At 62.2% G+C, this 26,766-nt stretch carries 27 protein-coding genes; 15 read left to right on the plus strand and 12 right to left on the minus strand.

The features are described 5' to 3' along the window. The first annotated feature begins 92 nt into the window (after nt 1–92). Nucleotides 93–1,406 (plus strand): HD-GYP domain-containing protein, encoded by a 1,314-nt coding sequence (locus CWS72_RS06160; protein WP_158240527.1) that lies wholly within the window; start codon nt 93–95, stop codon nt 1,404–1,406. A gap of 7 nt (nt 1,407–1,413) precedes the next feature. On the opposite strand, the gene CWS72_RS06165 is transcribed toward CWS72_RS06160, so the two are convergent. The 3 genes from CWS72_RS06165 to CWS72_RS06175 form a co-directional block, all read right to left on the minus strand. Continuing rightward, a complete protein-coding gene (locus CWS72_RS06165; RefSeq protein WP_101249694.1) occupies nt 1,414–1,728 on the minus strand; it encodes a hypothetical protein in 315 nt (104 codons plus the stop codon). Between the two features lie 4 nt (nt 1,729–1,732). Further along, nucleotides 1,733–2,437 carry a Bax inhibitor-1/YccA family protein gene (locus CWS72_RS06170; protein WP_101249695.1) on the minus strand — a complete coding sequence of 235 codons (705 nt, stop codon included), beginning with the start codon at nt 2,435–2,437 and terminating at the stop codon, nt 1,733–1,735. Nucleotides 2,438–2,507: 70 nt separating this feature from the next. Beyond that, nucleotides 2,508–3,470 (minus strand): TerC family protein, encoded by a 963-nt coding sequence (locus CWS72_RS06175; protein ID WP_241911603.1) that lies wholly within the window; start codon nt 3,468–3,470, stop codon nt 2,508–2,510. Nucleotides 3,471–3,583: 113 nt separating this feature from the next. Between CWS72_RS06175 and CWS72_RS06180 the strand changes: the two genes are divergently transcribed. Next, on the plus strand, nt 3,584–4,513 hold the full coding sequence (locus CWS72_RS06180; protein WP_101249697.1) for a LysR substrate-binding domain-containing protein: 930 nt from the start codon (nt 3,584–3,586) through the stop codon (nt 4,511–4,513). Nucleotides 4,514–4,531: 18 nt separating this feature from the next. Here the strand turns inward: CWS72_RS06180 and CWS72_RS06185 are convergent, their stop codons facing one another. Beyond that, the gene (locus CWS72_RS06185) at nt 4,532–4,924 is read right to left on the minus strand and encodes a nuclear transport factor 2 family protein (RefSeq protein WP_101249698.1); all 393 of its coding nucleotides are present in this window, start codon (nt 4,922–4,924) and stop codon (nt 4,532–4,534) included. 101 nt (nt 4,925–5,025) lie between these two features. Between CWS72_RS06185 and CWS72_RS06190 the strand changes: the two genes are divergently transcribed. Beyond that, nucleotides 5,026–5,934: a LysR family transcriptional regulator gene (locus tag CWS72_RS06190; RefSeq protein ID WP_101249699.1), complete on the plus strand. Its 909-nt coding sequence runs from the start codon at nt 5,026–5,028 to the stop codon at nt 5,932–5,934. A gap of 22 nt (nt 5,935–5,956) precedes the next feature. On the opposite strand, the gene CWS72_RS06195 is transcribed toward CWS72_RS06190, so the two are convergent. Further along, entirely contained in the window at nt 5,957–7,639 is a 1,683-nt protein-coding gene (locus tag CWS72_RS06195; RefSeq protein WP_101249700.1) for a methyl-accepting chemotaxis protein, read from the minus strand. Nucleotides 7,640–8,315: 676 nt separating this feature from the next. Further along, nucleotides 8,316–8,765, minus strand: coding sequence for a hypothetical protein (locus tag CWS72_RS06200; protein WP_146002643.1), 450 nt, complete (start codon nt 8,763–8,765; stop codon nt 8,316–8,318). 279 nt (nt 8,766–9,044) lie between these two features. Here CWS72_RS06200 and CWS72_RS28190 point away from each other — a divergent pair, with 279 nt between their 5' ends. After that, on the plus strand, nt 9,045–9,290 hold the full coding sequence (locus CWS72_RS28190; protein WP_146002644.1) for a helix-turn-helix domain-containing protein: 246 nt from the start codon (nt 9,045–9,047) through the stop codon (nt 9,288–9,290). Here the strand turns inward: CWS72_RS28190 and CWS72_RS06210 are convergent. The 4 genes from CWS72_RS06210 to CWS72_RS06225 all read right to left on the minus strand — a co-directional run bounded on the left by CWS72_RS06210 (nt 9,261) and on the right by CWS72_RS06225 (nt 13,309). Next, nucleotides 9,261–10,229, minus strand: a complete 969-nt coding sequence (locus tag CWS72_RS06210) for a LysR family transcriptional regulator (protein ID WP_101249748.1) — start codon at nt 10,227–10,229, stop codon at nt 9,261–9,263. The genes CWS72_RS28190 and CWS72_RS06210 overlap by 30 nt on opposite strands. A gap of 107 nt (nt 10,230–10,336) precedes the next feature. Then, the gene (locus tag CWS72_RS06215) at nt 10,337–11,233 is read right to left on the minus strand and encodes an NAD(P)-dependent oxidoreductase (protein WP_338056161.1); all 897 of its coding nucleotides are present in this window, start codon (nt 11,231–11,233) and stop codon (nt 10,337–10,339) included. 153 nt (nt 11,234–11,386) lie between these two features. Continuing rightward, complete coding sequence (locus tag CWS72_RS06220) at nt 11,387–12,886, minus strand: aldehyde dehydrogenase family protein (protein ID WP_101249704.1); 1,500 nt, start codon at nt 12,884–12,886, stop codon at nt 11,387–11,389. Nucleotides 12,887–12,922: 36 nt separating this feature from the next. Continuing rightward, the gene (locus CWS72_RS06225) at nt 12,923–13,309 is read right to left on the minus strand and encodes a carboxymuconolactone decarboxylase family protein (protein WP_101249705.1); all 387 of its coding nucleotides are present in this window, start codon (nt 13,307–13,309) and stop codon (nt 12,923–12,925) included. Between the two features lie 113 nt (nt 13,310–13,422). On the opposite strand from CWS72_RS06225, the gene CWS72_RS06230 reads away from it, so the two are divergent. The 8 genes from CWS72_RS06230 to CWS72_RS06265 all read left to right on the plus strand — a co-directional run bounded on the left by CWS72_RS06230 (nt 13,423) and on the right by CWS72_RS06265 (nt 22,431). Beyond that, nucleotides 13,423–14,331: a LysR substrate-binding domain-containing protein gene (locus tag CWS72_RS06230; protein WP_101249706.1), complete on the plus strand. Its 909-nt coding sequence runs from the start codon at nt 13,423–13,425 to the stop codon at nt 14,329–14,331. A 220-nt stretch (nt 14,332–14,551) separates the two neighbouring features. After that, nucleotides 14,552–16,075, plus strand: a complete 1,524-nt coding sequence (locus CWS72_RS06235; protein ID WP_101249707.1) for an ABC transporter substrate-binding protein — start codon at nt 14,552–14,554, stop codon at nt 16,073–16,075. Nucleotides 16,076–16,100: 25 nt separating this feature from the next. After that, complete coding sequence (locus CWS72_RS06240; protein ID WP_101249708.1) at nt 16,101–17,018, plus strand: ABC transporter permease; 918 nt, start codon at nt 16,101–16,103, stop codon at nt 17,016–17,018. Continuing rightward, nucleotides 17,015–17,917 carry an ABC transporter permease gene (locus CWS72_RS06245; protein WP_101249709.1) on the plus strand — a complete coding sequence of 301 codons (903 nt, stop codon included), beginning with the start codon at nt 17,015–17,017 and terminating at the stop codon, nt 17,915–17,917. The genes CWS72_RS06240 and CWS72_RS06245 overlap by 4 nt, the downstream gene beginning before the upstream one ends. A gap of 2 nt (nt 17,918–17,919) precedes the next feature. Beyond that, on the plus strand, nt 17,920–18,900 hold the full coding sequence (locus tag CWS72_RS06250; RefSeq protein ID WP_101249710.1) for an ABC transporter ATP-binding protein: 981 nt from the start codon (nt 17,920–17,922) through the stop codon (nt 18,898–18,900). Next, nucleotides 18,897–19,853 carry an ABC transporter ATP-binding protein gene (locus CWS72_RS06255; RefSeq protein ID WP_101249711.1) on the plus strand — a complete coding sequence of 319 codons (957 nt, stop codon included), beginning with the start codon at nt 18,897–18,899 and terminating at the stop codon, nt 19,851–19,853. The genes CWS72_RS06250 and CWS72_RS06255 overlap by 4 nt, the downstream gene beginning before the upstream one ends. Before the next feature lie 14 nt (nt 19,854–19,867). Next, nucleotides 19,868–21,277 carry a M20 family metallopeptidase gene (locus CWS72_RS06260; protein ID WP_101249712.1) on the plus strand — a complete coding sequence of 470 codons (1,410 nt, stop codon included), beginning with the start codon at nt 19,868–19,870 and terminating at the stop codon, nt 21,275–21,277. Then, complete coding sequence (locus tag CWS72_RS06265; protein WP_241911604.1) at nt 21,274–22,431, plus strand: M20 family metallopeptidase; 1,158 nt, start codon at nt 21,274–21,276, stop codon at nt 22,429–22,431. The genes CWS72_RS06260 and CWS72_RS06265 overlap by 4 nt, the downstream gene beginning before the upstream one ends. Before the next feature lie 71 nt (nt 22,432–22,502). Here CWS72_RS06265 and CWS72_RS06270 read toward each other — a convergent pair whose 3' ends face one another. Beyond that, nucleotides 22,503–23,954 carry a heavy metal sensor histidine kinase gene (locus CWS72_RS06270; RefSeq protein ID WP_101249713.1) on the minus strand — a complete coding sequence of 484 codons (1,452 nt, stop codon included), beginning with the start codon at nt 23,952–23,954 and terminating at the stop codon, nt 22,503–22,505. Then, nucleotides 23,951–24,622 (minus strand): heavy metal response regulator transcription factor, encoded by a 672-nt coding sequence (locus tag CWS72_RS06275; protein ID WP_101249714.1) that lies wholly within the window; start codon nt 24,620–24,622, stop codon nt 23,951–23,953. Before CWS72_RS06275 ends, CWS72_RS06270 begins: the two co-directional genes overlap by 4 nt. A gap of 130 nt (nt 24,623–24,752) precedes the next feature. Between CWS72_RS06275 and CWS72_RS06280 the strand changes: the two genes are divergently transcribed. Genes CWS72_RS06280 through CWS72_RS06290 form a run of 3 tightly spaced genes read left to right on the plus strand, consistent with a single transcriptional unit; the run spans nt 24,753 to nt 26,764 of the window. Next, nucleotides 24,753–25,385 carry a hypothetical protein gene (locus CWS72_RS06280; protein ID WP_101249715.1) on the plus strand — a complete coding sequence of 211 codons (633 nt, stop codon included), beginning with the start codon at nt 24,753–24,755 and terminating at the stop codon, nt 25,383–25,385. 15 nt (nt 25,386–25,400) lie between these two features. Next, the gene (locus tag CWS72_RS06285; protein ID WP_101249716.1) at nt 25,401–26,006 is read left to right on the plus strand and encodes a cytochrome b/b6 domain-containing protein; all 606 of its coding nucleotides are present in this window, start codon (nt 25,401–25,403) and stop codon (nt 26,004–26,006) included. Further along, nucleotides 26,003–26,764, plus strand: a complete 762-nt coding sequence (locus tag CWS72_RS06290) for a molybdopterin-dependent oxidoreductase (protein WP_101249717.1) — start codon at nt 26,003–26,005, stop codon at nt 26,762–26,764. Before CWS72_RS06285 ends, CWS72_RS06290 begins: the two co-directional genes overlap by 4 nt. Nucleotides 26,765–26,766 lie beyond the last annotated feature (2 nt).

Here is a 26,766-nt window from a genome sequence, read left to right on the forward strand (position 1 = left end):
ATATTCTTTTGATTGATAAACATTTTATTTATCAATCTTATTGCGCGTACTCTTTCGCCGGAAACCGTCCGGCCGTGTCCGAGGAGGCGTCGATGCGCTATCTGATCAGCTTGGATGATGCGGTTCGCGCGTTGGCATCGGCGGTTGATCTGGTCGGTACCGACGAAGTGCATCACGGCAAGCGTGTCGCTCTGATGGCATCGACTTTGGCGGAACGGCTCGGATGGCCGCTGCCGCGCCGCATCGTTGCCCATCGGGCGGCAATGCTCCACGATTGCGGCGTCTCGCGCAGTACCGAACATCATGAACTGATTGCGCAGATGGAATGGCCGGGGGCCGAGGCGCATTGCGTCAGGGGGGCCGATTATCTGTCGGGTGTGCCGGCTTTTCGGGAATTGGCGCCGATCGTGCGCTGGCATCATCAGCGCTGGTGCGAAATGCCGTCGGGGCTCGATAAAACCATCGCCGAAACCGCCAATCTTATTTTCATGGCCGATCGCATGGACGCCCTCAGGGCCCAGTATCAGGTTACTCATCATCCCGCGGGCATCAACCGCCTGATGACGGCTCTCAATGCCGAAAGAGGCCGTCTCTTTCATCCCGATTTCGTCGATCTCGCCGAAGACGTGTCCCGGAGCGAGGCTTTCTGGTTCTCGTTGGAACCGGACGCCATCGAGTTCTCTCTCGATATCGTTCCTCTCCCGCACGACCGGCATGCTTTAAACTGGCATGAGATGCATGCCTTGAGCGTTCTCTTCGCCCGCATCATCGACGCCAAAAGCGAATTCACCGCCGATCATTCACTGCATGTGGGCGCTCTTTCCCGGCTTCTCGCCGCCTTGATGGGGTTGCCCCGTCAGAGGTGCGGGGACGTCGAACTGGCGGGGTTGCTGCACGATCTCGGCAAGCTCCGCGTTCCCGACGAGGTGTTGGACAAGCAGGGATCCCTCGATCTCCGTGAAAAGCGGGTGATGGCCCGCCATTCCTTCGAAACCCATGTACTGCTTCGCCGGCTTTTCGGCGACCATCCTCTCGCCGACTGGGCTGCATGGCATCACGAAAATCTGTTGGGAACGGGATATCCGTTTCGCCGAAAGGAACTGCCGATCGAGGCGAGGATCATCGCGATCGCCGATATCTTTCAGGCTTTGCTGCAGGACCGGCCCTACCGGCGGGGCAAAAGGCCCGACGAAGCGATGGCCATCCTGGCCGATCTGGCGGCAAAGAAGCGGATTGACGGAACCATCGTTCAAATCGTCGCCGCGCATCTCGATGTGTGCGTGCAAGCCGCGACCGGAAAATCGCCCCGTCGGCGCTGGCCTTCCTTCGAACGGAGAACCGCGCCCTTTCTTCTGGCTGGAGAGATTCCCCAGTCGAAGGGCGCGCGCCCCAGACGTCAACCGTGAGTGGCGATCAGTTTTTCCCGCGCCGCCGCCATCTCCGCCAGAGCCGTTCGCCCCGCACCAGCGTCCCGCCGATCGGCGTTTTCAACAGCGGGATGTCGTAGGCCAGCAGAAGCAGACCCAAGGGCAGCATCCAAAGTCCCAGAACGGGAAGAAAGCTGAACACGCCCCCCAGAATGAGAAGCGTGCCTACCGGCACGCGCAGCCATCCCGCCCCCGGAGAGCGTAAGCGGCGAAGCCGCCCGGCCCATTGGCCGGGCAGCCTTCGTTCCAATCTGTCGATTCCCCGTTCGAATCGCTCATGGGAACGATAAACCGGCGCCATCCGGTTATTCCTCGCGCTGTCCCATGAGTTGCAGAAGCATCTGGAACAGGTTGATGAAGTTCAGATAAAGCGTCAGCGCGCCCATCACCGCCAGTTTGGTCGCCGCTTCATGGGCGTAATGCTCGGAGAATTCCTCCTTGATGCGCTGGGTGTCATAAGCGGTCAGGCCGGCGAAGACGACAACGCCGATCACCGAGATGACGAACTGCATCATGCTGGATCCGATGAAGACGTTGATCAGGCCGGCGAGCACGATGCCGATCAGTCCCATCATCAGGAACGAGCCCATTTTCGACAGATCGGCCCTGGTCGTGTAGCCATACAAGCTGGTGCCGGCGAACATGGCGGCCGAGATGAAGAAAACCCTCGCCACGCTGGCACCGGTGAAGACGATGAAGATCGACGCCATCGACAGGCCCATGGCACCGCAGAACGCCCAATAGAGCATCTGCAGGCCGCCGGCCGAGAGCCTTTCGAATCGCCAGGAGAGAACGAAGACGAACGCCAGCGGCGCCAGCATCACCACCCATTTCAAGGGCGAGCTGAAAATCGGGACGTACAGCGCCGGCGTGCCCGCCACCAGTGCCGCGACCAGCCCGGTGACCACCAGGCCGAGAGTCATGAAATTATAGACCCGCAGCATGTGTTGGCGGAGCGCCTGGTCGAAGGCCGCCAGTCCGGCAGCGGTCGCTTGCGGCCCCCAGTTCATCCGGGACGGTGATTGATCGTAAATGCTCATGTGGTTCTCCTTTTCCGCTATTCGACGGATTGTCCGCCTATCAGTGAGACGCCTCCGGAACCGCCTTCCGAGGCGTCGTTTCCTCCCGCCGCGTCTTGACCAGGGAGGCGATGGCCGCCACGGCCAGGATGAAGGCGGTAATGGCCAGGGCCGGGACGATCGGGATCGGATACAGATCGGCCAGCAGAATCTTGGCGCCGATGAACATCAGAACGAGGGCCAGGCCGTATTTCAGGTAGCGCAACCGTTCGGTCAGCCCGCTCAGGGCGAAGTAAAGGGAGCGCAGTCCCAGAATCGCGAAGATGTTGGACGTGGCGACGACAAAGGGATCGGTGGTGATGGCGAAGATCGCGGGAATGGAATCGACCGCGAACATCAGATCGGCAATCTCCACGGAAATCAGGACCAGAAAGAGTGGCGTCACCATCCGGCGTCCATCGATCTTCACGACAAAACGGCCGTCGTGCGGCGTATCGGTGAGCGGAAGGTGACGGCGAAGCCAACTCATCGGGAACCGGTCGGTGATGGGAACCGGGTCCGTCTCCTTGTCGCGGGAGAAGACCATGCGGACGCCAGTCACGGCCAGGAACAGACCGAACAGATAAAGAACCCCGTGGAACTTATCGACCAGCACGCCACCGGCGACGATCATCGCCACACGCATGACGATAGCGCCGATCACCCCCCAGAACAGCACGCGATGCTGCAAGGCGGGAGGGACCGCGAAGCGCGTGAAAAGCAGCAGGAACACAAAAAGATTGTCGACGCTCAAGGAGAGCTCGATCAGATAGCCCGTCAGAAACTGCAACGCGGCTTCGCTGCCGCGCCAGGGGACCAGGGCGAGATTGAAGGCGAGCGCGGTCGCGATCCAGACACCGCTCCAGATCAAGGCCTCGCGCATGCGGACCGGATGGCTGCGGCGATGGAAGATTCCCAGATCGACCGCCAGTAGACCACCGACCAGCACGGCGAAAGCCACCAGGAAATACGCTTGCTGCTCCAAATCCACGATCCTCATTCCGACACATAACGGTTGGATCTGATTTAGAGAGTCGCCTGTAATAAATCCAAAAGATTAAAATTGTCACGGTGATAGGTTTTTTCTATCATGAGACGATGATCACCTTACGACAACTGCAGTGTCTGATCGCCGTATCCGAAACGCTTCACTTCGGTAAGGCGGCCGAACGCTGTCACATCACCCAGCCGGCCTTCAGCAGCCAAATACGTCAACTCGAGGATATGCTGGGCGTATTGCTGGTCGAGCGTACGCGTCATCGTGTCCTGATGACGCCTCTCGGCAGCGAACTGGTTCAGCGGGCAACGAGAATTTTGCGCGAGGTCGCCGATTTCACCGAGGCGGCCCGGGAATCCTCGAAACCATTCAACGGCACCTTGCGGCTCGGCATTCTGCCGACCTTGGGACCTTATCTGCTGCCGCACATCCTACCGGTTTTGCGTCAGCGCTACGGCGATCTCAAACTCTACCTGCGCGAAGAACCGGCGAACCGTCTGCGCGTCGACCTGGCGCGCGGTGACATCGACGCCATGTTGATTTCATTGACGGAAGGCGAGGGGCCTTACGCCCAGGCGTTGTTTCATGAACCCCTGTGGGCGGCCTTGCCGCTCAACCACCGTCTGGCGTCGGCGACCACCCTCGACCCCGGCGATCTGGCCGGCGAGGAACTTTTACTGCTGGAGGAGGGGCATTGTCTGCGCGATCAGGCGCTGGCCCTGTGCGTAAGGGTGGGGGCGGCGGAACATACGAGCTTCCGGGCCACCAGCCTGGATTCCCTGCGCCAGATGGTCGCCACCGGTTTGGGGATGACGCTTTTGCCGGCGCTTTATGTGGCGGCGGAAGCCCTCGACGACGATCAGATCGCCATGCGGCCGTTCCGTGACACGCCGGAACGGCTGATCGGCATGGTCTGGCGGCCGAGTGGCGCCCATGCCGACGAATTCAGGAAATTGGCCGATCTCATTCGCGACAATCTCCCGAAGACGGTCATCCCGGCGGGCGGAGGACCACCCGCCGGGACACGCTAGTGCATTGAATCATCCATGTTACCGTTCGGCGAAGAAAGCGTTCATCCCGTCGACGTCGGAGAGGAAGGTTTCGATCGCGGCGATCTTTTCCCCCTCAATTCGCAGCACGGTGGCGAGATATTCGTCCAGCTTCACGCCGTCGCGTTCAGCCGTGTTGTGCAGATGCAGCGCGACGTCGGTGCGGCTCGACAGAATGTTGAGAAGTTCGAACTTCAACCCATAACCCGCGATTTTTCGTGCGCGTTCCACTACCGCGTCGGCGCCCTGCGCGGGTCCTGAAATGGCGTTGCTGCCGGGCAATGTCCATTCCGCCTGATCCGCGAGCAGAGAGCGGATGGCCGCCCAGTCTCGCGCTGCCAGCGCGGCATGGAACTGGCGGGCGAGAGCGATTTTCGATGCGTGATCCGTCATTTTGGCGAGAGCCTTCCGAGATTGACCATGACTATTCATGCCCTCCTCGCATAGCATAAGCAAAATCGTTTGCTTATATTTGAGGTATAACCAAATTGGATATGTCGGCAGACAGCCTCAAGCTGTTCGTGGCGCTTGACGCCCTGCTCGAGCACGGCAACGTAACAAAAGCCGCACGCCAACTCGGCATCAGCCAGCCGGCTCTCTCGGCGCAACTGGCTCGTTTGCGCGAACTCCTCGGCGATCCGCTTCTCGTGCCGGCCCGGGGCGGGCGAGGGATGGTCCTGACGGCGCAGGCGAGCACGATGAAGGAGCCCTTGCGCACGGCGCTCTCGCAATTGCGCCATGTGTTCGCCCCGCCCGTGCCCTTCACCCCGACCCGGAGCGAACGCACATTTACACTCATTCTGAACGACAACGCCGCGGCCATGCTGGCTGGTCCTCTTATCGCCGCCGCGCAACAAGCGGGCGGCCGGGGGATCAGGATGGCCTTTCTCCACCCTCGCTCCGACATCGGTGGGGCGCTGGAAAGCGGCGAGGCGGATATCGCCATCGGCTCGCCGCCGGAAGCGAAGGAAGGATTGATTTGCCGTGATCTCTTGCGGGATGGGTATCAAGTGGCTTGCCGGCCGGGGCTGTTGCCGGGCCCAATGGATCTGGACGCCTACACCAGCTTGCCGCATGTGATGGTTTCGGCGGCCGGAGGCCACTTCAGCAGCGCGATCGACTTAGCGCTGGCACGGCTGGGGCGCGAACGACGGGTGGCCGTCTCGGTGCAAAGTTACGCCGTGGTGCCGACGGTGGTGGCGCAAAGCGACTGCCTCTGCACCCTGCCGCGCCGGCTTCTCGCCCGCTACCGATCGCAGTTGGAAATCCACGACCTGCCTTTCGCCATGGCCGATTTCTCCCTTTCGGCTATTTGGCACGGGCGCGTAACCGCCGATCCAACTCACATCTGGCTGCGTGAACAGCTTTTCGCCGTGGCCGCGCTTACACCACAATTCAATTAATCAATAAAGTCTGAATCGCCCTCTAGGCGGAACGGATCCGCGCGATGAACTGGTTGACCTCGCTTGCCAAATGCTGGGAATCGCGGACCAGGCTGGTGGCGGCGTCGAGAACCTGTCCGGCGCCTGTTCCGGCCTCGCTCGCCGCCTGGGTGACGCCGGCGATATTGACCGAGACGTCGCGGGTTCCGCCGGCGGCCTGTTCGACGTTGCGGGCGATTTCGCGGGTGGCGGCCCCTTGTTCCTCGACCGCCGAGGCGATCGAGGCGGAAATCTTGTTGATTTCGCCGATCGTTGACGAGATCGCCTGGATGGCCTCTACCGCGTCGCCGGTCGCCCCTTGCACTCCGGCGATATGCTGGGAGATGTCCTCGGTGGCCTTCGCCGTCTGGTTGGCGAGATTTTTAACTTCACCGGCAACCACGGCGAAGCCTTTTCCGGCATCGCCCGCCCGCGCAGCCTCGATGGTGGCGTTCAGTGCCAGCAGGTTGGTCTGGGACGCGATATCGTGGATCAGATTGACCACGGCATTGATGGCTTCGGCCGAGGAGGCGAGGCCGGTAACGATATCGTTGGTTTTGGCCGCCTGGGCGACGGCGTTCGCCGAAATATCGGCCGCGCTGTGGACCTGGCGGCTGATCTCGACGATCGACGCGCTGAGTTCTTCCGCCGCCGAGGCCACCGTCTGCACATTTTCGGCCGCTTCGTCCGAGGCCGTGGTCACCACCGAGGCCTGATGGCTGACCTGTTCGGCTACGGCCGACAGGGATTGTGCCGTTCCCTGCATGCCGGAAGCCGCCGAGCCGACCTTTTCGACGACGCTTTTGACATTGGCCTCGAATGTATCGGCCAGGCGGCTCATCGCCATCCGCTTTTCCTCGGCGGCCAATTCCTTGCCGCGTTCCTGTTCGAGGCGAAGGGCGTCGGCTTCACGGGCGGCATCGCGCAGCACCCGGATCGAGCGGCCTAGAATTCCGATTTCATCGCCACGCTCGACCTCTCCGACTTCCACCGAAAAGTCGTGATGGGCCAGCCGGTCCGTCACCGCGGACAGGCGGGCCAGCGGCTTGGCGATATGGCGGGCCAGAAAGGCGATGGCCAGTGCGGAAATGAGGGTGATGGTCAGGACAATGGCGCTCAGGCGCCAAGCGACAGTCCGGAATTCCGCTTCGACATCGTCGATATAGATACCGGCGGTGATGACCCAGGACCAGGGCTGATAGCTCAATGCGTAGGACACCTTGTCCGTCGGGATGGTTTCACCGGCGCGGGGGAATTTGAAGAAAACGGCCCCGCCGCCTTTCTGTGCGGCCTCGATGAAGCCGCGGACGATCATCACGCCGTCGGAATCGGTGCTGTCGATCCGGGGAACGCCCTCATATTTCGGCACGGCGGGATTGAGCACGCCCATGCCGTCCGTGGTGAAAACGGTGATGTAGTCATTGTTGCCGTGACGGACGACGCGCAACTGCTCGCGGGCCAGCTTTTGGGCCGTCGGCTCGTCGAATTCGCCCTTGGCGGCGCGGTCGTGGAAACTGGCGGCGATGGTGCGGGCCATCTCGGTGAGGCTGCGAACCTGAGTGACCCGGTCTGCGATCATGGCGTCGTGCAGGAAATGCAAGGCCACCCACGCGACAAGGACGAAAGCGATAAAACTTCCCGCCACAATCGACAACAATTTCGGCGCAATCTTCAGTCTTTGAAACATCACGAATGCATCCAGACAATTGATATAGAAATACGGTAGGGGAGAGAAAGGGGAATATCAAACAATAGTTTTTTTAATGAGAGCATTTCGCATATTAATTTTTTGAAATTCCTAAATTTTTATTAAAATAACCGCGGTAATCGGAAATCATCGTTGCCTGCATGACTATTAGTTGATGTTTGTCGGGCATTTGAATGCGCAATTTTGCCGGACCGTCCAGGCAACTTTTGCCGCAGGTGATTTCGTCCGGCAATTTTTGCTGGGGCCGGTCCCGTCATATTCCAGCGGAGGACATTAAACTTCGGACTAAAAATTCATAATAATCAATATATTGGGTGGCAAGTATGATCTGTGGCGGCAACCCTTTTCCAAGGCATGATTTTTGCTTGTCCAAGCGTCGGTGGGTTCGCAACAGGGGCATTTTGGAGACGGAAATGGTTGACAGCGTATCTTCGCAACAATCCCTGAACGCACTACATCGCTACCTGGTTTCCCAGCAGGCGAAGCAGAGCGAGACGGCATCGACGTTGGATTCGGCATCGTCGTCGGCATCGACGTCATCGAGCAGCAGCTCCGCGTCGACGGACACCACCGCCGGCCTGTCGGGGATATCCAGTCCCTTCCAGCAGATTTCCTCGGATCTGCAGTCTCTGCTTTTGCAGCAGAATAGCTCTGATCAGGATTCCTCTTCCGCCGTAACGTCACAGACGGATCTCAGCGGTTCCACTAGTTCCAGCTCGACGACGACGACCAGCACGGCCTCCTCCACATCCACATCCGCATCCGGCGGATCAGCGGGGGGATCCGCGGCGGGCGGATCGTCGTCTTCATCGACATCGACCGTCGTCACGCGAGTCAACCCGGACGGTTCGATTACGACGATCACCACCGACGCCGACGGCACGGAAACGGAGACCACCACCTCGGCGTCCTCCTCGACCTCGACTTCCGCCAGTTCGTCCAGTGACTCGACGAGTTCGTCAAGCGCGGCCGCCTCGGCCAGTTCCACGACCGCCGCCGCCGCCGCCGAACCGACGCAAGCCCTGACCAACGAGATCGCGTCGAGGTTGATGCATGGCCTTCTGTCCGGAATGGGTGGCGGTGGCCCCGCTGGGACATCGAACATCGGTTAGGTTTATCGGGCCTGCGGTCTTGTCGTCGAAGATGCCGGCTTCAGCGGCGTCTTCGGCGCCGCGCGGCCCAAAGACCGAACGAAACGACTAACGGATTCGAAGGTATCCGGCTTGATTTCATGAAGAGCCGAGAGCTGTTCCCGCCATCATAAGCCGGTATAATCCGGCGGAGGCGACTGATCCCGATCCGTTCAGGGAAAGCTATTCTGCGTCTTTCCTTTTGATGATAAAATCCCCTCGATTTGATGATTTTCAGGAGCGGAACCTCCATTATGAAAAAATTATCGATTAGTCAGGAGTGCGCGCTGCGTCATTTGATCGACAACCCATTCGACGTGAGCGATCGAAGCCATCTTTTTCATATGACCAAACCGACGAATACCCTGAAAAGCCTCGTCAACCGAGGATTGGTATCCTACGAAAAGAATGGAGGGTCTTCGGGGGTCGGCAATTATTCCTTAACGGACTCAGGCAAAGCCGCCGCCAAATCACTTTTCGGTGTCAAGGCCGAGGCTTGAAGGCGGCGCCGTATCGGCACCGGCCAGGAACGAGACCACCTTTTCCTCGCACTCCTGCAGATAGGCCAGGAGATGATCGAGAAAAGCGGCGACGGCTTCCGGTAGGCGGCGGCCGGCCATGGTCTGAACTTCGTAGCGTCGCTGGTCGAGGGCCTCGCCGATGATGGGCCGGGCGACCATCAAGCCCTGCCGGATATGGGAGTAGGGCGTCACATAGCCGGCGATGGTCAAACCGCCGCCGGAGGAGACGAATCTCCACAGGGAGGCCATGTGATTGGTGGTGAGCACCGGTTCTACGGAGAGACCTTCCAGACCACAGGCGATATCGAACAATTGACGCGCCGTTGAATTCCGCTCGGGCAGGGCGAGGGGCTGCGCGACCAGATCGGCCAATGTGAGCGCCTCGCGGGAGGCGAAGGGATGGCCGGGCGGCATCAGGGCGATCAGCGGCGCCCGGCGGGTCGCCTCGACCTTTATGCCCGGCTCGGGCGACAGCACGAAGGTCAGGCCGATGTCCAGATCGCCGTCGCGGACGAGCTTAGTGACTTCGGCCGACGGTAATATTTTAAGATCGAAACGAATCCCCGGATAACGGTTGCGGAAATCGTAAATCGCGTCGGGCAACAGACCCGCCGCGAATCCCTCGGTGCCGCCCAGGCGAACGATGCCGGTGGTCAATCCGCGCAGCCGGCGGATTTCGGTGACCACATGTTCAAGATCGAGAAGCGTTCGCCGGGCGTGATGGGCAAGCAGTTCCCCGGCCTGGCTGAGAATCATGCCGCGAGGACGCCGTTCGAACAGCGGAACGCCCAGATCCTCCTCAAGCCGCGAGATCTGGCGGCTGATGGCCGATCCGGCGACGTTGAGCCGTCGTGAAGCCTCGGTAATCGAACCGGTCCTGACGACCTCCAGGAAATAGCGCAGGGCTGTCGATTGCATCTCAACCTCGCCTTGCCGAAGCGGCAACGAATTGTCCTGGATATTATATTTACAGCATTCCTCCCAACATAGAGAATTATCGTCGGCGTCGGTCCTCTTCGCGATGATCATTGACAGTTCGCGGCGGTGCTCCGGAAATTGACGATTCTGTTGAAGTCTTCGCCATCGGCGAGCGCGGACGCGCTTTCACTCCATATTTGGCCGACGCCCCTGGTGACGGGAACGTCGACGCCCAGTTTCTCATACAGCGAAACGGCGAGGGCCACATCCTTGCGCATCAGTTGCATGGTGAAGCCGGAGTCGAAGGTGCCGGACAGTATCCGGCTCGGATAGTTGTACAGGGTGACGCCGCTGCGTCCCGATCCGGCATTGACCGCGTCGAGCAGCTGCCCGGTCTTGACGCCCGCGGCTTCAGCCATGCGGAACGCCTCGCTCGCGGTCAGAAGGTGCGACGCCGTCAGCAGGTTGTTGACGATCTTGGCGATATTCCCCGCACCTGTGTCACCGATATGGAACAGTTTCCCGCCCATCGCCGAAAGAACCGGCCTGGCCGCATCCACGTCCGCCTCGCTGCCGCCCAGGAACATCGTCAACTCGCCGCGAAGCGCGCCGCGGGAACCGCCGCTGACGGGGGCATCCAGCAGAACGATGCCCGCTAGTTTGAGGGCGCTCGCCAGTTCCCGGGTGACCTCGGGATCGGCCGTGGTGGTGTCGATGATCATCAGGCCTCTTTGGGCCAGATCCTGGATCCCCCCGTCACCAACCAGCAATTCCTTGACGATGGACGAGTTGGGAAGAGACAGGACGATCGTCTCGCAACGCCTTACGATCTCGGCGAGATCCGCCGCCAGGTTCACACCGTCCGCATTCGCGCGTTCCGCCGTCTGCGGGTTCTTGTCCAGCCCCAGGACGGCGAATCCGCCGCGCATCAACGAAAGCGCCATGCCGCGCCCCATATTGCCCAAGCCAACGACGCCTATCATCCGTTCTTCAGTCATTTCAATATCCTTTGAGCGTTTGTTGTGGGACTTGTTTCATAGCGATCTGCTGGTGACCCGCCGAAAGGAGGGCCCTTTCCGGCTTACGCCGGATCACCGGCAGGGACGCCGGTGCCACCGAAGGATTGGCCCGGTTGTCCGAAAATAATCGCGTTCTTTTCAGGCTCCATGCGCCGTCGGAACCCAGACGCTCTTGGTCTGAGTGTATTCATAGAGCGCCTCGATACCGCTGGATCGGCCGTAGCCGCTGTTGTCGCAACCGCCGAAGGGCGTCGCGACATGCATGTCCCGGTACATGTTTATCCAGAAGATTCCGGCACGCACCTTGGCGGCCACGCGATGCGCGCGGGCAATGTCCCGGGTCCAGACGGCGCCGCCCAGTCCGAACTCGCTGTCGTTGGCCTGAGCGACGGCGTCGGCCTCGTCATCGAAGGGAATGGCGACCAGCACCGGTCCGAAGACTTCTTCGCGCGCGATCCGCATGTCGTTGCGGACGTTCTTCAGGACCGTCGGACCGACCAGGAAGCCGTCCTGCCGCTTCGGCGCCTCCGCCATGCCGAAGGCGAGCTCCGCCCCCTCGTCCAGGCCCAGCCGGATCATGTCCCAGACCCGTTTGTATTGGGCGGCGTTGTTGATCGGGCCGCTTTCCGAATTTTCGTCCAGCGGCGCACCGATGCGATATTTCGAGGCCGCGTCGACGACACGTTCCATGAATTCGTCATAGATGCCTCGTTGCACGAACAGGCGCGAACCCGCCACGCAGTTTTGTCCGGTATTGGCAAAGGCGGCGACGGCGGCCATTTTGGCGGCGGCCTCCAGATCGGCGTCCTCGAAGACGATGTTCGCCGACTTCCCGCCCAGTTCCAGCAGGCATCCGATGGGGCGCTTGGCGGCGGCGGCGCTCACCTGGCGGCCGGTCCGGATGGAGCCCACGAAGACGACCTTCTTGACGATGGTGTTGGCGATGGCGGCCTCCCCAATGGTTTGACCCAGGCCTCCGACCACGTTCAGGACGCCCGGCGGCAGGCCCGCGTCGATCGCAAGCCGGGCCAGTGCCAGCGCCGTCAAAGGGGTGAGTTCGGACGGTTTCAGGAGCACGGCGTTACCCATCGCCAGCGCCGGCGCGGCATGCCATGCGGCTAGGTAAAGCGGCGAATTCCAAGGCATGATCTGGAGAAACACGCCGATCGGTTCGCGCAGAGTGTAGTTGAGCTGACCGCCCGGCACGGAAATGACGCTACCGCCGAATTTGTCGGCCCACCCCGCGTAGTAGCGGAAGATCTCCGACACCGCGACGAGCTGCGCTCTGGCCCCCTTGATCGCCTTTCCCGACGAAATGGACTCCAGGATCGCCAGATCTTCGGCATGTTTTTTGATCAGGCACCCCACTTCCGCGAGCAGTTCTCCTCGTCTTTGCGCGGACAGATCCGCCCATGCGCGCTGTCCGCGTGCGCAGGATGTCAACGCCCGTTCGACGATGGTGGGGGTCGCGTCGCGGTAGTTTTGCAGCAGCGATCCGTCTGCGGGATATATCAGCGCAAGTTCCCGGCCTTCGCCGGGGACATTGGTGCCATCGATGAACGAACCGACGGTCTGGGCATCGCCGACGAGGCGGTCGCGTAGCGATTCAAAGAGATCGGGTATGTTGGAATGGGGCATGGCGCGGCTGACCTCCGGTGGTTCCCGTCTTTCGCTTCACCTGGTCGACGCGTCGATTTCGGCAAAGGTCTGCTTGGCGATGCGGGTGGCCTCGCTGCCCGCCGGGATGCCGCTATAGAGGGCGACCTGCAGGAAGATTTCGCCGATCTCGTCGCGCGTCAGCCCGTTGTTCAGCGCCGCGCGGATATGAATCTTCAACTCGCCGGCCCGGTTGGTACTGGACAGAATTGCCAGGTTGACGATGCTGCGCGCGCGCCGATCCAGCCCCGGGCGTGCCCAGATGTCGCCCCAGAGGTTTTTGATGGCGAATGCCCGCATGGGCTCGCTGAAGGCATCCGTGTTCGCTGTGGAAGCCGCGACATAGTCCGGCCCCAGGACTTCGGTGCGGATTTGTTCGCCAAGGGCGAAAAGGTCGTCGCTCATGAATAGATCCTTGCTCAAACGTCCAGTCACGAGACGCAATCTAGGGATGGACGGCCGAGTGCATAAGATATGATTATTGTTATCATGATTATCTTTCATACTCGGACTTCCGGATGACCCTGAATCAGTTGAGAGCCTTCGTCGAGGTCGTCGAGCACGGCAGCATTCGCGCCGCCGCGCGCCATCTGAACATGGAGCAAAGCGGGCTGACCCAGCAGATAAAGCGGCTGGAGGACGGTTTGGGCGCCAGACTCTTCATCCGGGCCGCGAAGGGGATTTCGCTGACCTCCGAAGGCACCGAACTCCTGGCGCGGGCGCGCATCATCCTCGGCGAATGCGACCGTGCCGAGCAGATCTTCCGGAATTTGCACGGCGAGCTCTCCGGATCGATCAATGTCGGTGTTTCCTCCGAGCTCTTCGCATTGCTGTTGCCGCCGGTGCTTCAGCAATTCCGCAAGATGCATCCCCGGGTTTCCGTGCATATGAGCGCCGGGCCATCGACCTCCCTGCTTTCCGCCTTGCGGGAGGGAAGGCTGGATTTCGCGTTGACGCTCATCTCGTCCGGTACGGACACCGGCGATTTTCACGCGACATTCCTCAAGAAATCAGACCCCTGCGTACTTTGTCGCAAAGGCCACCCATTGCGTGACGCGCGCTCCATTCACCAGATTCGAGAAGCGGAATGGGTCAACACGCGCCCTTTCGGACGAATCGGCACGCCGTCGAACAGGCTCGCCGACTGGTTCGCCGGCAATGGGTTGGGGATACCCAATATGGTGGGGAGCGTCGAATCCCTCTATGACACGATCGATCTGATATCGAGTTCGGACTACCTCTTCCTGGCGCCGCGCATCATCTTGCGGAAGCTTTCGCTTGGCCGCCACCTCGACTGCATCGATGTGGCGGAACCCATTCCCGAATCGGACATGTGTCTGGTCGAACGGGCGATGATCGAACTCGCCCCGGCGCCGAAAGCCTTTTCCCAGCTATTGCTTAAACATGCCCTTGGCGTGGGGCGATAGGGAAAACAGGCTCAAGGGGGCTCGAAAGCCCGAGGTTCCGTCCAGTCATTTCCTGGAAATAGCGCAAGGTTGTCGGTGGGAAGCGCCCACGCCTTGCCGATTCAGCAATGAATTGTTCTAAATAATATATTTGAAGCACACCGTTCTGCATAATAAATTATCAATTATGGGTGCTGCACAAATTTGGTGCAGATCGATCGACCAACGACAGGAGCGGTAGATGAAGGTGACGAGACTCGGGCCGGCGGTTCTCATATCGGCTCTGCTTGCGGCAAGCAGCCCGGCCTGGGCCGGCAAGGCGAACGACACGCTGGTTTATGCCTCCGACAGCGAATTGGTGAACATCAGCCAGTACCACAACAATGTCCGCGAAGGTGTCATCATCGCCCGGCTGATCTGGGATACCCTGCTCAATCGCGACGTCAAGACGGGCACCTACCAACCCCAACTCGCCACCAGTTGGACCTGGGTCGATCCCCTGACCATCGATCTCGACCTTCGCCAGGGCGTCACCTTCCACGATGGCTCGTCCTTCTCCGCCGATGATGTGGTGTTCACCTTCAATTACGTCCTCGATCCCGACTCCAAGGTCGTCACCAAGCAGAACGTCGAATGGATGAAAAGCGCCGAGAAGCTGGGTGATTACAAGGTCCGCATCCATCTGAAGAAGCCCTTTCCGGCGGCTCTCGAATATCTGGCCGGTCCGCTGCCCATCTATCCCGCCGCTTATTTCAAGAAGGTCGGTCTCGACGGATTTGCCAAGGCGCCGATCGGAACCGGACCCTATCGGGTGGTGACGGTGGAAAACGGCAAGGGCGTCAAGATGGTGAAGTCGCCCACCTATTGGAAAGGCAGCCCCATCGGTCAGCCCACCATCGGCAAGATCGAATTCCTCGTCATTCCCGATGGCGAAACGCGTCTGGCCGAGTTGATGACCGGCGGAATCGATTGGATCTGGCGTGTCCAGGCCGATCAGGCCAAGCAATTGGCCGATGTTCCCAATGTGAGCGTACTGTCGGCCGAGACCATGCGTGTCGGCTTCCTGCAATTCAACAACACCGGCACCAGCGCCGCCGACCAGCCCCTGCATAATCCCCTGGTCCGTCAGGCCATCAGCTATGCCATCGATCGCAAAACCATGGTCGACAGCCTGGTCAGAGGCGGCTCCCGCGTGATGAATTCCGCCTGCTTCATCGATCAGTTCGGCTGTACCGACCAAGGCGTTCCGCATTACGATTACAATCCGGAAAAGGCCAAGAAATTGCTGGCCGAGGCGGGTTATCCCAACGGTTTCGAGACCCAGATTTACGCCTATCGCGAACGGGAATACGCCGAGGCGGTGGTCGGTTATCTGCGTGCCGTCGGTATCCGCGCCAATCTCAACTACATGAAGTACGATACCGTCCGCGAATTGAGCCGGGCCGGCAAGGTGCCGATCTACTTTCAAACCTGGGGCTCGTTCTCGATTTCCGACGCCTCGGCCTTCCTGGGCGCCTGGTTCAAGGGGGGCGACGATGATCTGAGCAAGGATCAGGAGGTCACCAAGCTCCTCGATGTCGCCGATACCTCGACCGTTCCCGAGACCCGCAAGAAGTCCTATGCGGAAGCCCTGAAAAGGATTGGTGAGCAGGCTTACGTTTTGCCGATGTTCTCCTATTCGGCCAATTACGCCTTCACCTCGGATCTCGATTTCACCGCCCAACCCGATGAACTGCCGCGGTTTTATTCCGCTCATTGGAAATAGTCCTCGCCAACTCGGGAGAATAGCGATGCTCGCATTCGGTATAAGGCGGCTGACCATTTCACTTTGCGTCGCCCTGACGGTTTCGATCGTCGCCTTCTTCTTGCTGCACATGTCCGGGGATATCGCGCAAGCCATCGCCGGAACGGACGCGACGCCCGAGCAGGTATCGCAGATCCGCGTCCAATTCGGCCTCGACCGTCCCCTGGTCGAGCAATATCTGAACTGGGCCTGGGGCGTGCTCCGCTTCGATTTCGGCACGTCCTTCTATTTCCGGGACCAGGTCACCACGCTGATCGCCCAGCGCCTGCCGGTCACGCTGGCGCTGGGCGGCATCTCCCTTCTGCTGGCCCTGATCATCTCGGTTCCACTCGGTGTGCTTGCGGCGGTCAAGCAGGGCGGCTGGATCGATCGCGCGGCGCTGATGTTCTGCGTGTTGGGACAGGCGCTTCCCACCTTCTGGCTGGGGCTGTCCCTGATCATCGTCTTCTCGGTGACCTTGCGCTGGTTGCCCGTTTCGGGGAGCGGCACCTGGGCCCATTTCGTCCTGCCGTCGGTGGCTCTCGGCTGGTACGCGATTCCGGCGGTGATGCGGCTGACCCGCAACGGCATGCTCGACGTGTTGGCCTCCGACTATATCCGCACCGCCCGGGCCAAGGGCCTGCGCATGCCCACGGTGCTGTTCAAGCACGCCTTGCGCAACGCGATGATCCCGGTGGTCGCCCTGGCCGCCGTGCAATTCGGTTTCATGCTGGGCGGCTCCATCGTCGTCGAGGCCGTCTTCTCGATGGAGGGGCTCGGCCAGCTGGCCTGGCAATCCATCGCTCGCCAGGATTTCCCGGTGGTGCAGGCGATCGTGCTGGTTCTCGCCGTCCTCTATATCGGGCTGACCCTGCTGGCCGACATTCTCAACGCCATTCTTGACCCGAGGATCCGCATCGCATGACCGCGCAATCTCCATCGATGCAAGCCGTCCTGCCGTCACGGCGCGCGCGCTTCGACAAATTCCGCCGCCGGGCCGCGACCAACCCCAGTTTCATGGCGGGTCTCGTCGTTTTGGTCGTGATCGCCGGCCTGGCGCTGATGGCGCCGCTGCTGGGACTGCACGACCCTTACGCCCAGGACCTTTCCAGGCGCCTGATCCCGCCGATCTGGCATGCCAAGGGAACCTGGGAGCATGTCCTCGGAACCGACAAGCTGGGACGCGATTATCTCAGCCGCCTGATCTGGGGGGGGCGGATTTCGCTGCTGCTGGGCATTTCCACCGTCATTATTTCCGGAGTGATCGGCACCGGTCTCGGAGTCGCCGCCGGCTTTTTCGGTGGACGGGTCGATGCCGTGGTCAGCTATGTGGTCACCACGCGCCTGGCCCTGCCGGTGGTTCTGGTGGCGTTGGCCGGCGCCGCCCTGGTCGGGGGATCGCTCTCGATGGTGATCCTGGTTCTCGGCCTGCTGCTGTGGGATCGCTTCGCCGTGGTGGCGCGGACGGCCACCATGCAGGTGGCCCGCGCCGATTATGTCGCGGCGGCCCAAGCCATCGGCTGTTCGACCAGCCGTATCGTCTTCTCGGAAATCCTGCCCAACATCCTCAACCCGCTGATCGTCGTCGCCACCCTGGAAATGGCCCATGCCATTCTCCTTGAAGCCGCCTTGTCTTTCCTCGGCTTGGGCGTCCAGCCGCCGCTGCCGTCCTGGGGCCTGATGATTTCCGAGGGCAAGCAATACATGTTCTTCAGTCCCTGGGTCATCACCGTCCCGGGTGTGGCCCTGGTGATCCTGGTTCTGGCCATCAACCTGCTGGGCGACGGTCTGCGCGACGTCACCGCGCCCGAGCGGAGGAACTGATCATGGCTCTGCTCGAAATTCAAAATCTCACCATCGACATTCCGACCTCCGGCGGTCTGCTGCATGCCGTGCGCGGGGTGTCCCTCTCACTGGAGCGGGGCAAGACCCTGGCCATCGTCGGCGAGAGCGGTTCCGGAAAATCCTTGAGTTCCCTTGCTTTGATGGATCTTCTGCCCCGCCGGGCGGTGAGGCGGGCCGATGCCCTGCGCTTCAACGGCGTCGACCTGATGTGCGCGACGGAACGCCAGAAACAGGATCTGCGCGGAAACCGCATGGCGATGATCTTCCAGGAGCCGATGACCTCGCTCAATCCGGCTTTCACCATCGGTGACCAACTTTGCGAAGTTCTGCTCCGCCATCGAAAGGTATCCCGGACCGAAGCCCGCGATCGTGCCGTCATGCTCCTCGAAAAAGCCGGGATCACCTCGGCGGGCACCCGTCTTGGCCAATATCCCCATCAATTGTCCGGCGGCTTGCGCCAAAGAGTGATGATTTCCATGGCGTTGATGTGCGAACCCGACCTGATCATCGCCGATGAACCGACGACCGCACTCGACGTCACCATCCAGGCCCAGATTTTACGGGTCCTGCGAGATCTGCAGAGCGAATTCGGCATGGCGATGATTCTCATCACCCACGATCTCGGCGTGGTTGCCCGCATCGCCGACGACGTCGGCGTCATGTATGCCGGCAGGCTGGTGGAAACCGGGCCGGCGGCGAAGGTCTTCACGACCCCCGGACATCCTTATACCCGGGGGCTAATGGACTGCATTCCGACGCCCGGACGCACCAAGCCGGGCGAGCGGCTGGGCGCCATCCCCGGCCAGGTTCCCAATCTGGTCGAGGAGCTTCGCGGTTGCGCCTTCCGTGAACGCTGCGGACAAAGCCGGTCGGCCTGTGGCGAATCCTTTCCCGATCTTTGGCTGGCCGACGATCACCGGGTGGCGTGCCTGTCCGGACAGTCGGCGGAGAATGCGGCATGAGCGAAACCGTTCTCGAACTGAGCGGGGTCTGCAAGACCTATCCCATCTCGCAGGGCATGTTCCGTCCGAAGGCGACCCTGACCGCGGTCAATGGGGTATCGCTGAAGGTCGAGCGGGGAGAGGTGTTCGCCCTGGTCGGCGAAAGCGGATCGGGGAAATCGACCATCGCCCGCATGCTGCTGGGGCTGACCCCGCCGTCCGCCGGAGAAATCCTGATCAGCGGCGTGCCGATCGCCAAGACCAACCGCAGGAAGGTGGCGCGGCGGATCCAGCCGGTTTTTCAGGATCCTTATTCCTCGCTCAATCCCCGCAAAACCATCGCCGACCTGATCGCCTTGCCCCTGGTCGTCCATAAAATCGGCGACCATGCCGAACGGCAATCCAGGATCAGCCATATGCTCGATGTGGTGGGGCTGCCGAAACGGCTGATCGACGCCACGCCCGATCAGCTCTCCGGCGGTCAGCGCCAACGCGTCGCCATCGCCCGCGCCCTGGTCATGCGTCCCGAGGTGCTGATCTGCGACGAACCGACCTCGGCCCTCGACGTGTCGGTGCAGGCGCAAATTCTCAACCTGCTGCTCGATCTCAAGAACGAATTCGGCCTGACCTACTTCTTCATCAGCCACAATCTCGCGGTGATCGAGCATATCGCCGACCGGGTGGCGGTGATGTATCTCGGCCGGGTGGTGGAGGAACGCCGCCGCGCAGGCCTGTTCGAGGATGCCTGCCACCCCTATACCCAGGCCCTGCTCGAGTCCGTCCTCACTCCCGACCCGTCGCTCGGTCTTCCCGAGAACGGATTGGGGGGCAGCTTTCCCAATCCGATCTCGCCGCCGTCGGGCTGCGCCTTTCATCCCCGATGCGCGCGGGCGGAGTCCCGCTGCAAGGTCGATTCCCCGCCGCCGCGGGAAATCGCCGACGGCTTCGCCTCCTGTCTTCTCCTTAATCGTTAGGTCGAAATCACGCCATGACCCGCCAAGACGCCATTGCCATCGCCGCCGCCTATCACGCCTCCGGCGAGTTTCTCGCCGATCTTTCCCGGCGCGTCGCCTTCCGCACCGAAAGCCAGGAGGCTGACCGCATCGCCATTTTGCGCAGTTATCTCGACGAGGAACTGATCCCCACGACCACCGCCCTGGGGTTTACCTCGCGCGTCATCGACAATCCGGTGGCCGGCTTTGGTCCCTTTCTCATCGCCGAACGCAAGGAGGACGCCGCCCTGCCGACCGTGCTCATCTATGGACATGGCGATGTGGTGCGGGGCGATGAGCGTCATTGGCGGGAAGGCTGCGCCCCCTGGACCCTTACCGTCGAGGGGGACCGCTGGTACGGTCGCGGCACCGCCGACAACAAAGGGCAGCACAGCGTCAATCTCGGCGCCCTGGCCTCGGTGCTGAAGGCCCGCCAGGGACGGCTGGGATTCAACGTCAAGCTCCTCATCGAAATGGGCGAGGAGGCGGGATCGCCGGGATTGAAGGCCCTGGCCAAGGCCGAGAAAACCGCCCTGGCCGCAGATGTGCTGATCGCCTCGGACGGACCGCGCCTCAGCGCCGAGCGGCCGACCGTCTTTCTGGGTTCGCGCGGCATGATCAACTTCGACCTCGTCGCCGATCTGCGCGAGGGTGGCCATCATTCCGGCAACTGGGGCGGGTTGCTGGCCAATCCGGGAACCATTCTGGCCAACGCCATCGCCTCGCTGGTCGATCAGCGCGGTCGCATCCTGGTCGACGACCTGCGTCCGCCGGCAATCCCCGAAACGGTTCGCAAGGCCTTGACCGATATTCGCGTCGGCGGCGGACCGAACGATCCGGAGATCGACGCCGGATGGGGTGAGCCCGGCCTGACGCCGGAGGAACGGGTTTTCGCCTGGAACAGCCTGGAAGTGCTTGCGTTCGAGACGGGAAATCCGCGCGCGCCGGGCAATGCCGTGCCGCCGGTCGCCAAGGCGACCCTGCAGTTGCGTTTCGTCGTCGGAACCAATGGGGCAGGGGTGATCGATGCCGTCCGGCGCCATCTCGACGCCCATGGCTTCCAATGCGTCGCCGTTACGGTGGCCAGCGCCGAAACCTTCGCAGCCACCCGTCTCGATCCGGCTGATCCCTGGGTCGATTGGGCGCTTGTCTCGATCGCCGCGAGCACCGGCAAGAAGCCGGCCCTGCTTCCCAACCTCGGTGGTTCTCTGCCCAACGACGTGTTCGCCGAAATCCTTGGCTTGCCGACCATCTGGATTCCCCACTCCTATCCGGCCTGCTCGCAGCACGCGCCGAACGAGCACATGCTGGGATCCGTCGCCGAGGAGGCTCTGCGGATCATGGCCGGGATCTTTTGGGATCTCGGCGAGGACGGCAGCGCCATCATCCGGTCGCGTCAGCCATGACGCCGGCCCCGACGATGATTCCCGCCGAGGCCCATCATTGGCTGTCCGCCCGCGCCGGCGAGATGGAGGATTTTCTGCGTCGCCTCGTCGAGATCGATTCCAACAGCCATGACAAGGTCGGCGTCGATGCGGTTGGCGCCGCGCTCGCCGCCATGCTGGAAGCGGACGGAATCACCGTGCAACGGATTGGCAACGACACCTATGGCGACGTGCTGCGCGCGGAAATTCCGGGGCAGGGAGCGCCCGTGCTGCTGCTCGGCCATCGCGATACGGTTTTTCCCAAGGGAACGGTATCGGGGCGGGGTTATTCGCGGGACGGCGACATCGCCTATGGTCCAGGGGTCGCCGATATGAAGGGGGGCCTGGTGGTCAGCGCCTTCGTCATGCGGGCCTTGAAGGCAGCGGGCGGTACGGGCTTTCCCGTCGTCGCCCTGTTCACCGCCGACGAGGAGATCGGCTCGCCCTCGGGGCGCGCCGTGATCGAAGCCCAGGCCAAGGGCGCGCGCGCCGCCTTCAATACCGAGCCCGGACGGGTCAGCGGCAATGTCGTCACCTCCCGCAAGGGCGGGCTCACCCTCAACCTCATCGCCGAAGGGCGGGCAGCCCATTCCGGGGTCAACCACGCCGATGGCGCCAGCGCGATCGGCGCCCTGGCCGCCAAGATCGTCAAACTGCATGCCCTGACCGATTACCAGAGCGGCATCACCACCAACGTCGGGGTGATCCATGGCGGGCATGCCCATAACATCGTGGCCGATCATGCCGAGGCGGAACTGGACATCCGCTTCATCGCGCTCGCCCAACTCGATGACCTGCTGCCCAGGATCGAAGCCATCCTGGCGGCGCCGGATGTTCCCGATACCAGGGTCAGCTCGGTGCACGGCGCCCAGTTCATGCCGTTGGAGGAGCGCCACAGCGCCGAGCTTTTCGAACGCTACCGGCAGGCCGCCGCGGTGGTGGGCTTCGCCGTCGATGGGGAATTCACCGGCGGCTGTGCCGATTCCGGCTTCACCGCCTCGCTCGGCGTCCCGTCGCTTTGCGGATTGGGGCCGGTCGGCGGCAAGGCTCATACGGACCGCGAGTTCTGCCGGCTCGACACCCTGCTGCCACGGGCCCAGGCGCTGGCCTTGAGTATCGCGACGCTTCCGGTCTGATACCAACTCTCGGTGATCGGAAGCGATCACCGATCCCTCAAGCGCCGGGCGGGCGCATCCGCGCCCTTGGCTTACGCGCCAACGCCCTGTGCGCTTCGCGCACATTCCCGATAATTGCCGGCAAGGCCGGCGGGAAAGCGCAATTCGAAACGGATCAGGTCCGGTTCCCGGCAGGCGACCCCGGCCGTGCCGCCATGCAGGGTCATGATCGTCTTGACGATGGCCAGACCCAGGCCGTTGGATTCGGTGGGGCGGCTGCGCGCCGCGTCCCCGCGGTAAAATCGGTCGAACAGGCGGTCCCGCTGATCGTCCGGGATGGGCACGCCCCTGTTCTCGACGATGATGCTGGCGCCGCAGGCGTCCTGCCGGCCGATCAGTCGCACCGTGGTTCCCTCCCGTCCATAGCGGACCGCGTTGATCACCAGATTGTTGACGGCCCGCTGACAAAGCTGCGGATTGGCCCAGGCCGCGCCCGCCGCGCTGACTTCGAAACGCATACTCCGCTCGTCGGCCAGGCCATCGAAATAGTCGGCGATTTTTCTCAGCTCGGCGTCGAGATCGATCGGGGAACGTTCGATCTCCCGCTCGGTATGTTCGATCCGCGCCAGGAACAGGATGTTCTCGGTGATGGCGCGCAGGCGCCCGAACTCCTCCAGATTGGATGCCAGGACGTCCCGGTACTCGGCGGGCTGGCGGGGCTGGCCGAGCGTGACCTGGGTCTGTCCGATCAGGGCGCCGAGAGGGGTGCGGATCTCGTGCGCCAGGTCGGCGGAAAATTGGTTGAGGCGCTGGTAGCCGGCGGCGATGCGCTCCAGCATGGCGTTGAAGGCGCCCGTCATCGCGCGCAGCTCCGACGGCAGCCTCGTTTCATCGAAGCGGACCGCGAGGGTGATCGGATTGATCTCTCCGGCCCGGGCGGCAAGACGCCCGAGCGGGCGGAGACCGCCCCGCAGCAACAGGAAGGCCAGCAACGCCGAAACCAGCATGCCGCCGAGCGTGGCCAGGATCACCCGCTCGCCATAGGCCTCGAGCATTCCGATCTCGCGGTACATCGGATGGCCGGCGATCACGGTGATCGGTTCGCCTCCGGCGGCGGTCCGGGTGACGGCGGCAACCCAATGGACCGGTACGCCGTCCGGCGGGCTGGTCCGGGTCACGTCGGCCATCCCGGTGATCCGGCCGAACGGTGTCGCCGCCAGCTCGGGGACGGGGAGACCGGCGGGATTGACCCGGATGAAAGGAGCATCCCCGGCGCGCTGGAACAGCAGCACGTCGCGTTCGGCGCCCAGCATGGATTCGAACAATACCGGGCGTCCGGCGAAATCGGCGATCGACGGCATGTCCGCCACCACTCTCCTGAAATGCTCGACCCGGGCAACCAGCAGCCGATCGGTGTTCTCCTCAATGGAGCGCCTGGCCGACTGGAAAAGATAGCCGCCCAGCGAACCGGTGATCAGGCAGGCCGCGAGGCCGGACAGCAGGGCCGTCCGGGTGATCAGCGAGGCGGGCCACCGCCGGCTCACGGTTCCTCGCCGAAGGTGTAGCCGATGCCCCGCACGCTGTGGATCAGCTTGCGCTCGAACGGCTGGTCGATTTTGGCGCGCAGCCGCTTGATCGCCACGTCGACCACGTTGGTGTCGCTGTCGAAGTTCATGTGCCAGACCTCCGAGGCGATCTGCGTCCGCGACAGCACGCTACCCCGGCCCTTGACCAGCAGGCGCAGCAAAAGGAACTCCTTGTTGGTGAGCGCGATCTCGACACCGTCGCGGGTGACCTTGCGATGCAATACGTCGAGCCGCAAGTCGCCGAATTCGAACAGATCGGGCTCGGTGGCGACACCGCGGCGCAGCAGTGTCCTGATCCGGAGCAGCAGCTCGGTGAAGGAGAAGGGCTTCACCAGATAATCGTCGGCCCCCAGTTCGAGGCCGTGAATGCGGTCGTCGAGTTGATCCCGCGCCGTCAGAAAGATCACCCGGACATCCCGGCGTTCACGCAAGGCCCGCATGATCCGCCAGCCGTCGATGCCGGGCAGCATGACGTCCAGGATCACCAGATCATAGGGGCGCTCCAGGGCCATGCGCAGGCCGTCGGTGCCGGTCCGCGCCAGGTCGACCCCATAGCCGCCTTCCTTCAGCCCCTTGCGCAGATAGTCGCCGGTCTTGGGATCGTCTTCGATGACAAGAATGCTCATTTTTTCTTTTTACCATGGCAAGGATGCCAGGCGTCCCTGAATGACATTTTTGTAATTGTAAAGTTGGTATGGCGAAAATCGCCGGTGCGTATAGTCGTGTTTATTCTATAACTTCTTCAGGGATCGCATCATGCCGTCCATTCCGTTCCGTCTTTCTCGCTCGTGGCTGGCCCCGGTTATCTTGGCGGGCACGCTGGCCGTCGGCATCGGCGCCGCCGGGGCCCAGGACGCGCCGCCGGTCGCCGTGCGCGGCACCATCACAACGGTTGGTGCCGACATCTTGAAAATCAAGACCAATCGCGGGACCGACATCGACGTCAAACTCGACGGCGCTACCGGCGTGCGCGGCGTCGCCCTGGCCAATATCGCGGAGATTCAACCCGGCCGCTATATCGGCACGGCGGCCGTACCGCAGCCGGACGGCACCTTGAAGGCGCTTGAGGTCCACATTTTTCCGCCGGAAATGGCCGGGACCGGCGACGGCCACCGCCCATGGGACCTGACGCCCAACAGTTCCATGACCAATGGTGCCGTCGGGGATCTGGTGGTCGCCAACGGGCGGACGATCACCGTCAAGTACAAGCAGGGCGAAAAGAAGGTGGTGGTTCCGGACGACGTGCCGATCGTCGATCTCGAACCGGGCGACCGCTCCCTGCTGGCAGCGGGAACCCATGTGGTGCTGTTCGCTCGGAAGGATGGCGACGGGGCGCTGACCGCCCTGTTCATCTCGGCCGGCCGGAATGGCGTCACCCCGCCGATGTGAGGGAAGGGGAACGCCATGCCGGTCCATCCCTTGCCCATCCGCGTTTTTCACTGGCTCAATGCGTTCGCCATGACCTGCATGGCGACGAGCGGATGGGCGATCTACAACGCCTCGCCCCTGTTCGGGTTCACTTTCCCGGCCTGGGCCACGTTGGGCGGATGGCTGGGCGGGGCGGTCGCCTGGCATTTCGCGGCGATGTGGCTGCTGGCCGGCAACGGCCTTTTCTATCTGGCCTATGGACTGGCCAGCGGCCACTTCCGCAGGCGGTTCCTGCCGTTAAGCCCTTCCGGGATCATGACCGACCTGCTGGCCGCCCTAAAATTCCGCCTGCCGCACGAGGCCGGAACCTATAACGCGGTGCAGCGCCTGCTTTACATCCTGGTGCTGCTTCTGGGCGTCCTGGCCGTCGCCTCCGGTCTCGCCATCTGGAAGCCCGTGCAATTGTGGTGGCTCAGCGCCGCGTTCGGCGATTTCGCCACGGCGCGTTATGTGCATTTCCTGGCGATGGCCGGCATCGTGGGCTTCGTCGCCGTTCATCTGATACTCGTCGTCCTGGTGCCGCGCTCCCTGCTGCCGATGCTGACCGGCCGGCACTCATCATCCCATGAGGTTTCATCATGACAACGCCGCGTCGCCGGTCGCAGCAGGATCTCTCGGTCCATAAAAGACAGGTGGAGAACCTGCAGCGGCGCCTGCTGCTCAAGGAAATGCTGTCGCTGGGCGCGCTCGGCATGCTGGCGGGGTGCGACCTGCAGGACGGCGACGCCGTCGACAAGGTCTTATGGACCATGTCGCGCTGGAACGACCGGGTGCAGGCCAAACTGTTCAGCCGCACCCGTCTGGCGCCGACCTACGAGGCCAGCCGGATCACCCGGCCGTTTCCCTTCAACGCCTTCTATCCGGAATACGACGCCCCGGACATAGATGGGGCAGCCTTCAGGCTTCAGTTGTCGGGCAAGATCGATGACAAGCGCGCCTGGACGCTAGCCGATCTGCGCGCGCTGCCGCAAAGCGGGCAGATCACCCGGCATATCTGCATCGAGGGATGGAGCGCCATCGGTGAATGGCGGGGCGTCGCCTTCCGCACCTTCCTGGAACGCATCGGCGCCGACATGACGGCGCGTTACGTCGGGTTCAAATGCGCCGACAAATACTATTCCAGCCTGGACATGGAAACGGCGATGCATCCGCAGACCCTGCTGGCCCTCGATTTCGGCGCCGATCCGTTGCCGGCCGAATACGGCTTTCCGCTGAAGCTGCGCGTGCCAACCAAGCTCGGGTTCAAGAACCCCAAGCATATCGCCGAGATCTTCGTCACCAACGACTATCCCGGCGGATATTGGGAGGACCAGGGCTACAACTGGTTCAGCGGCGTGTGAGG

Origin of the sequence: Telmatospirillum siberiense, assembly GCF_002845745.1 — a bacterium.
Classification (GTDB): Bacteria; Pseudomonadota; Alphaproteobacteria; order Rhodospirillales; family Magnetospirillaceae; genus Telmatospirillum; species Telmatospirillum siberiense.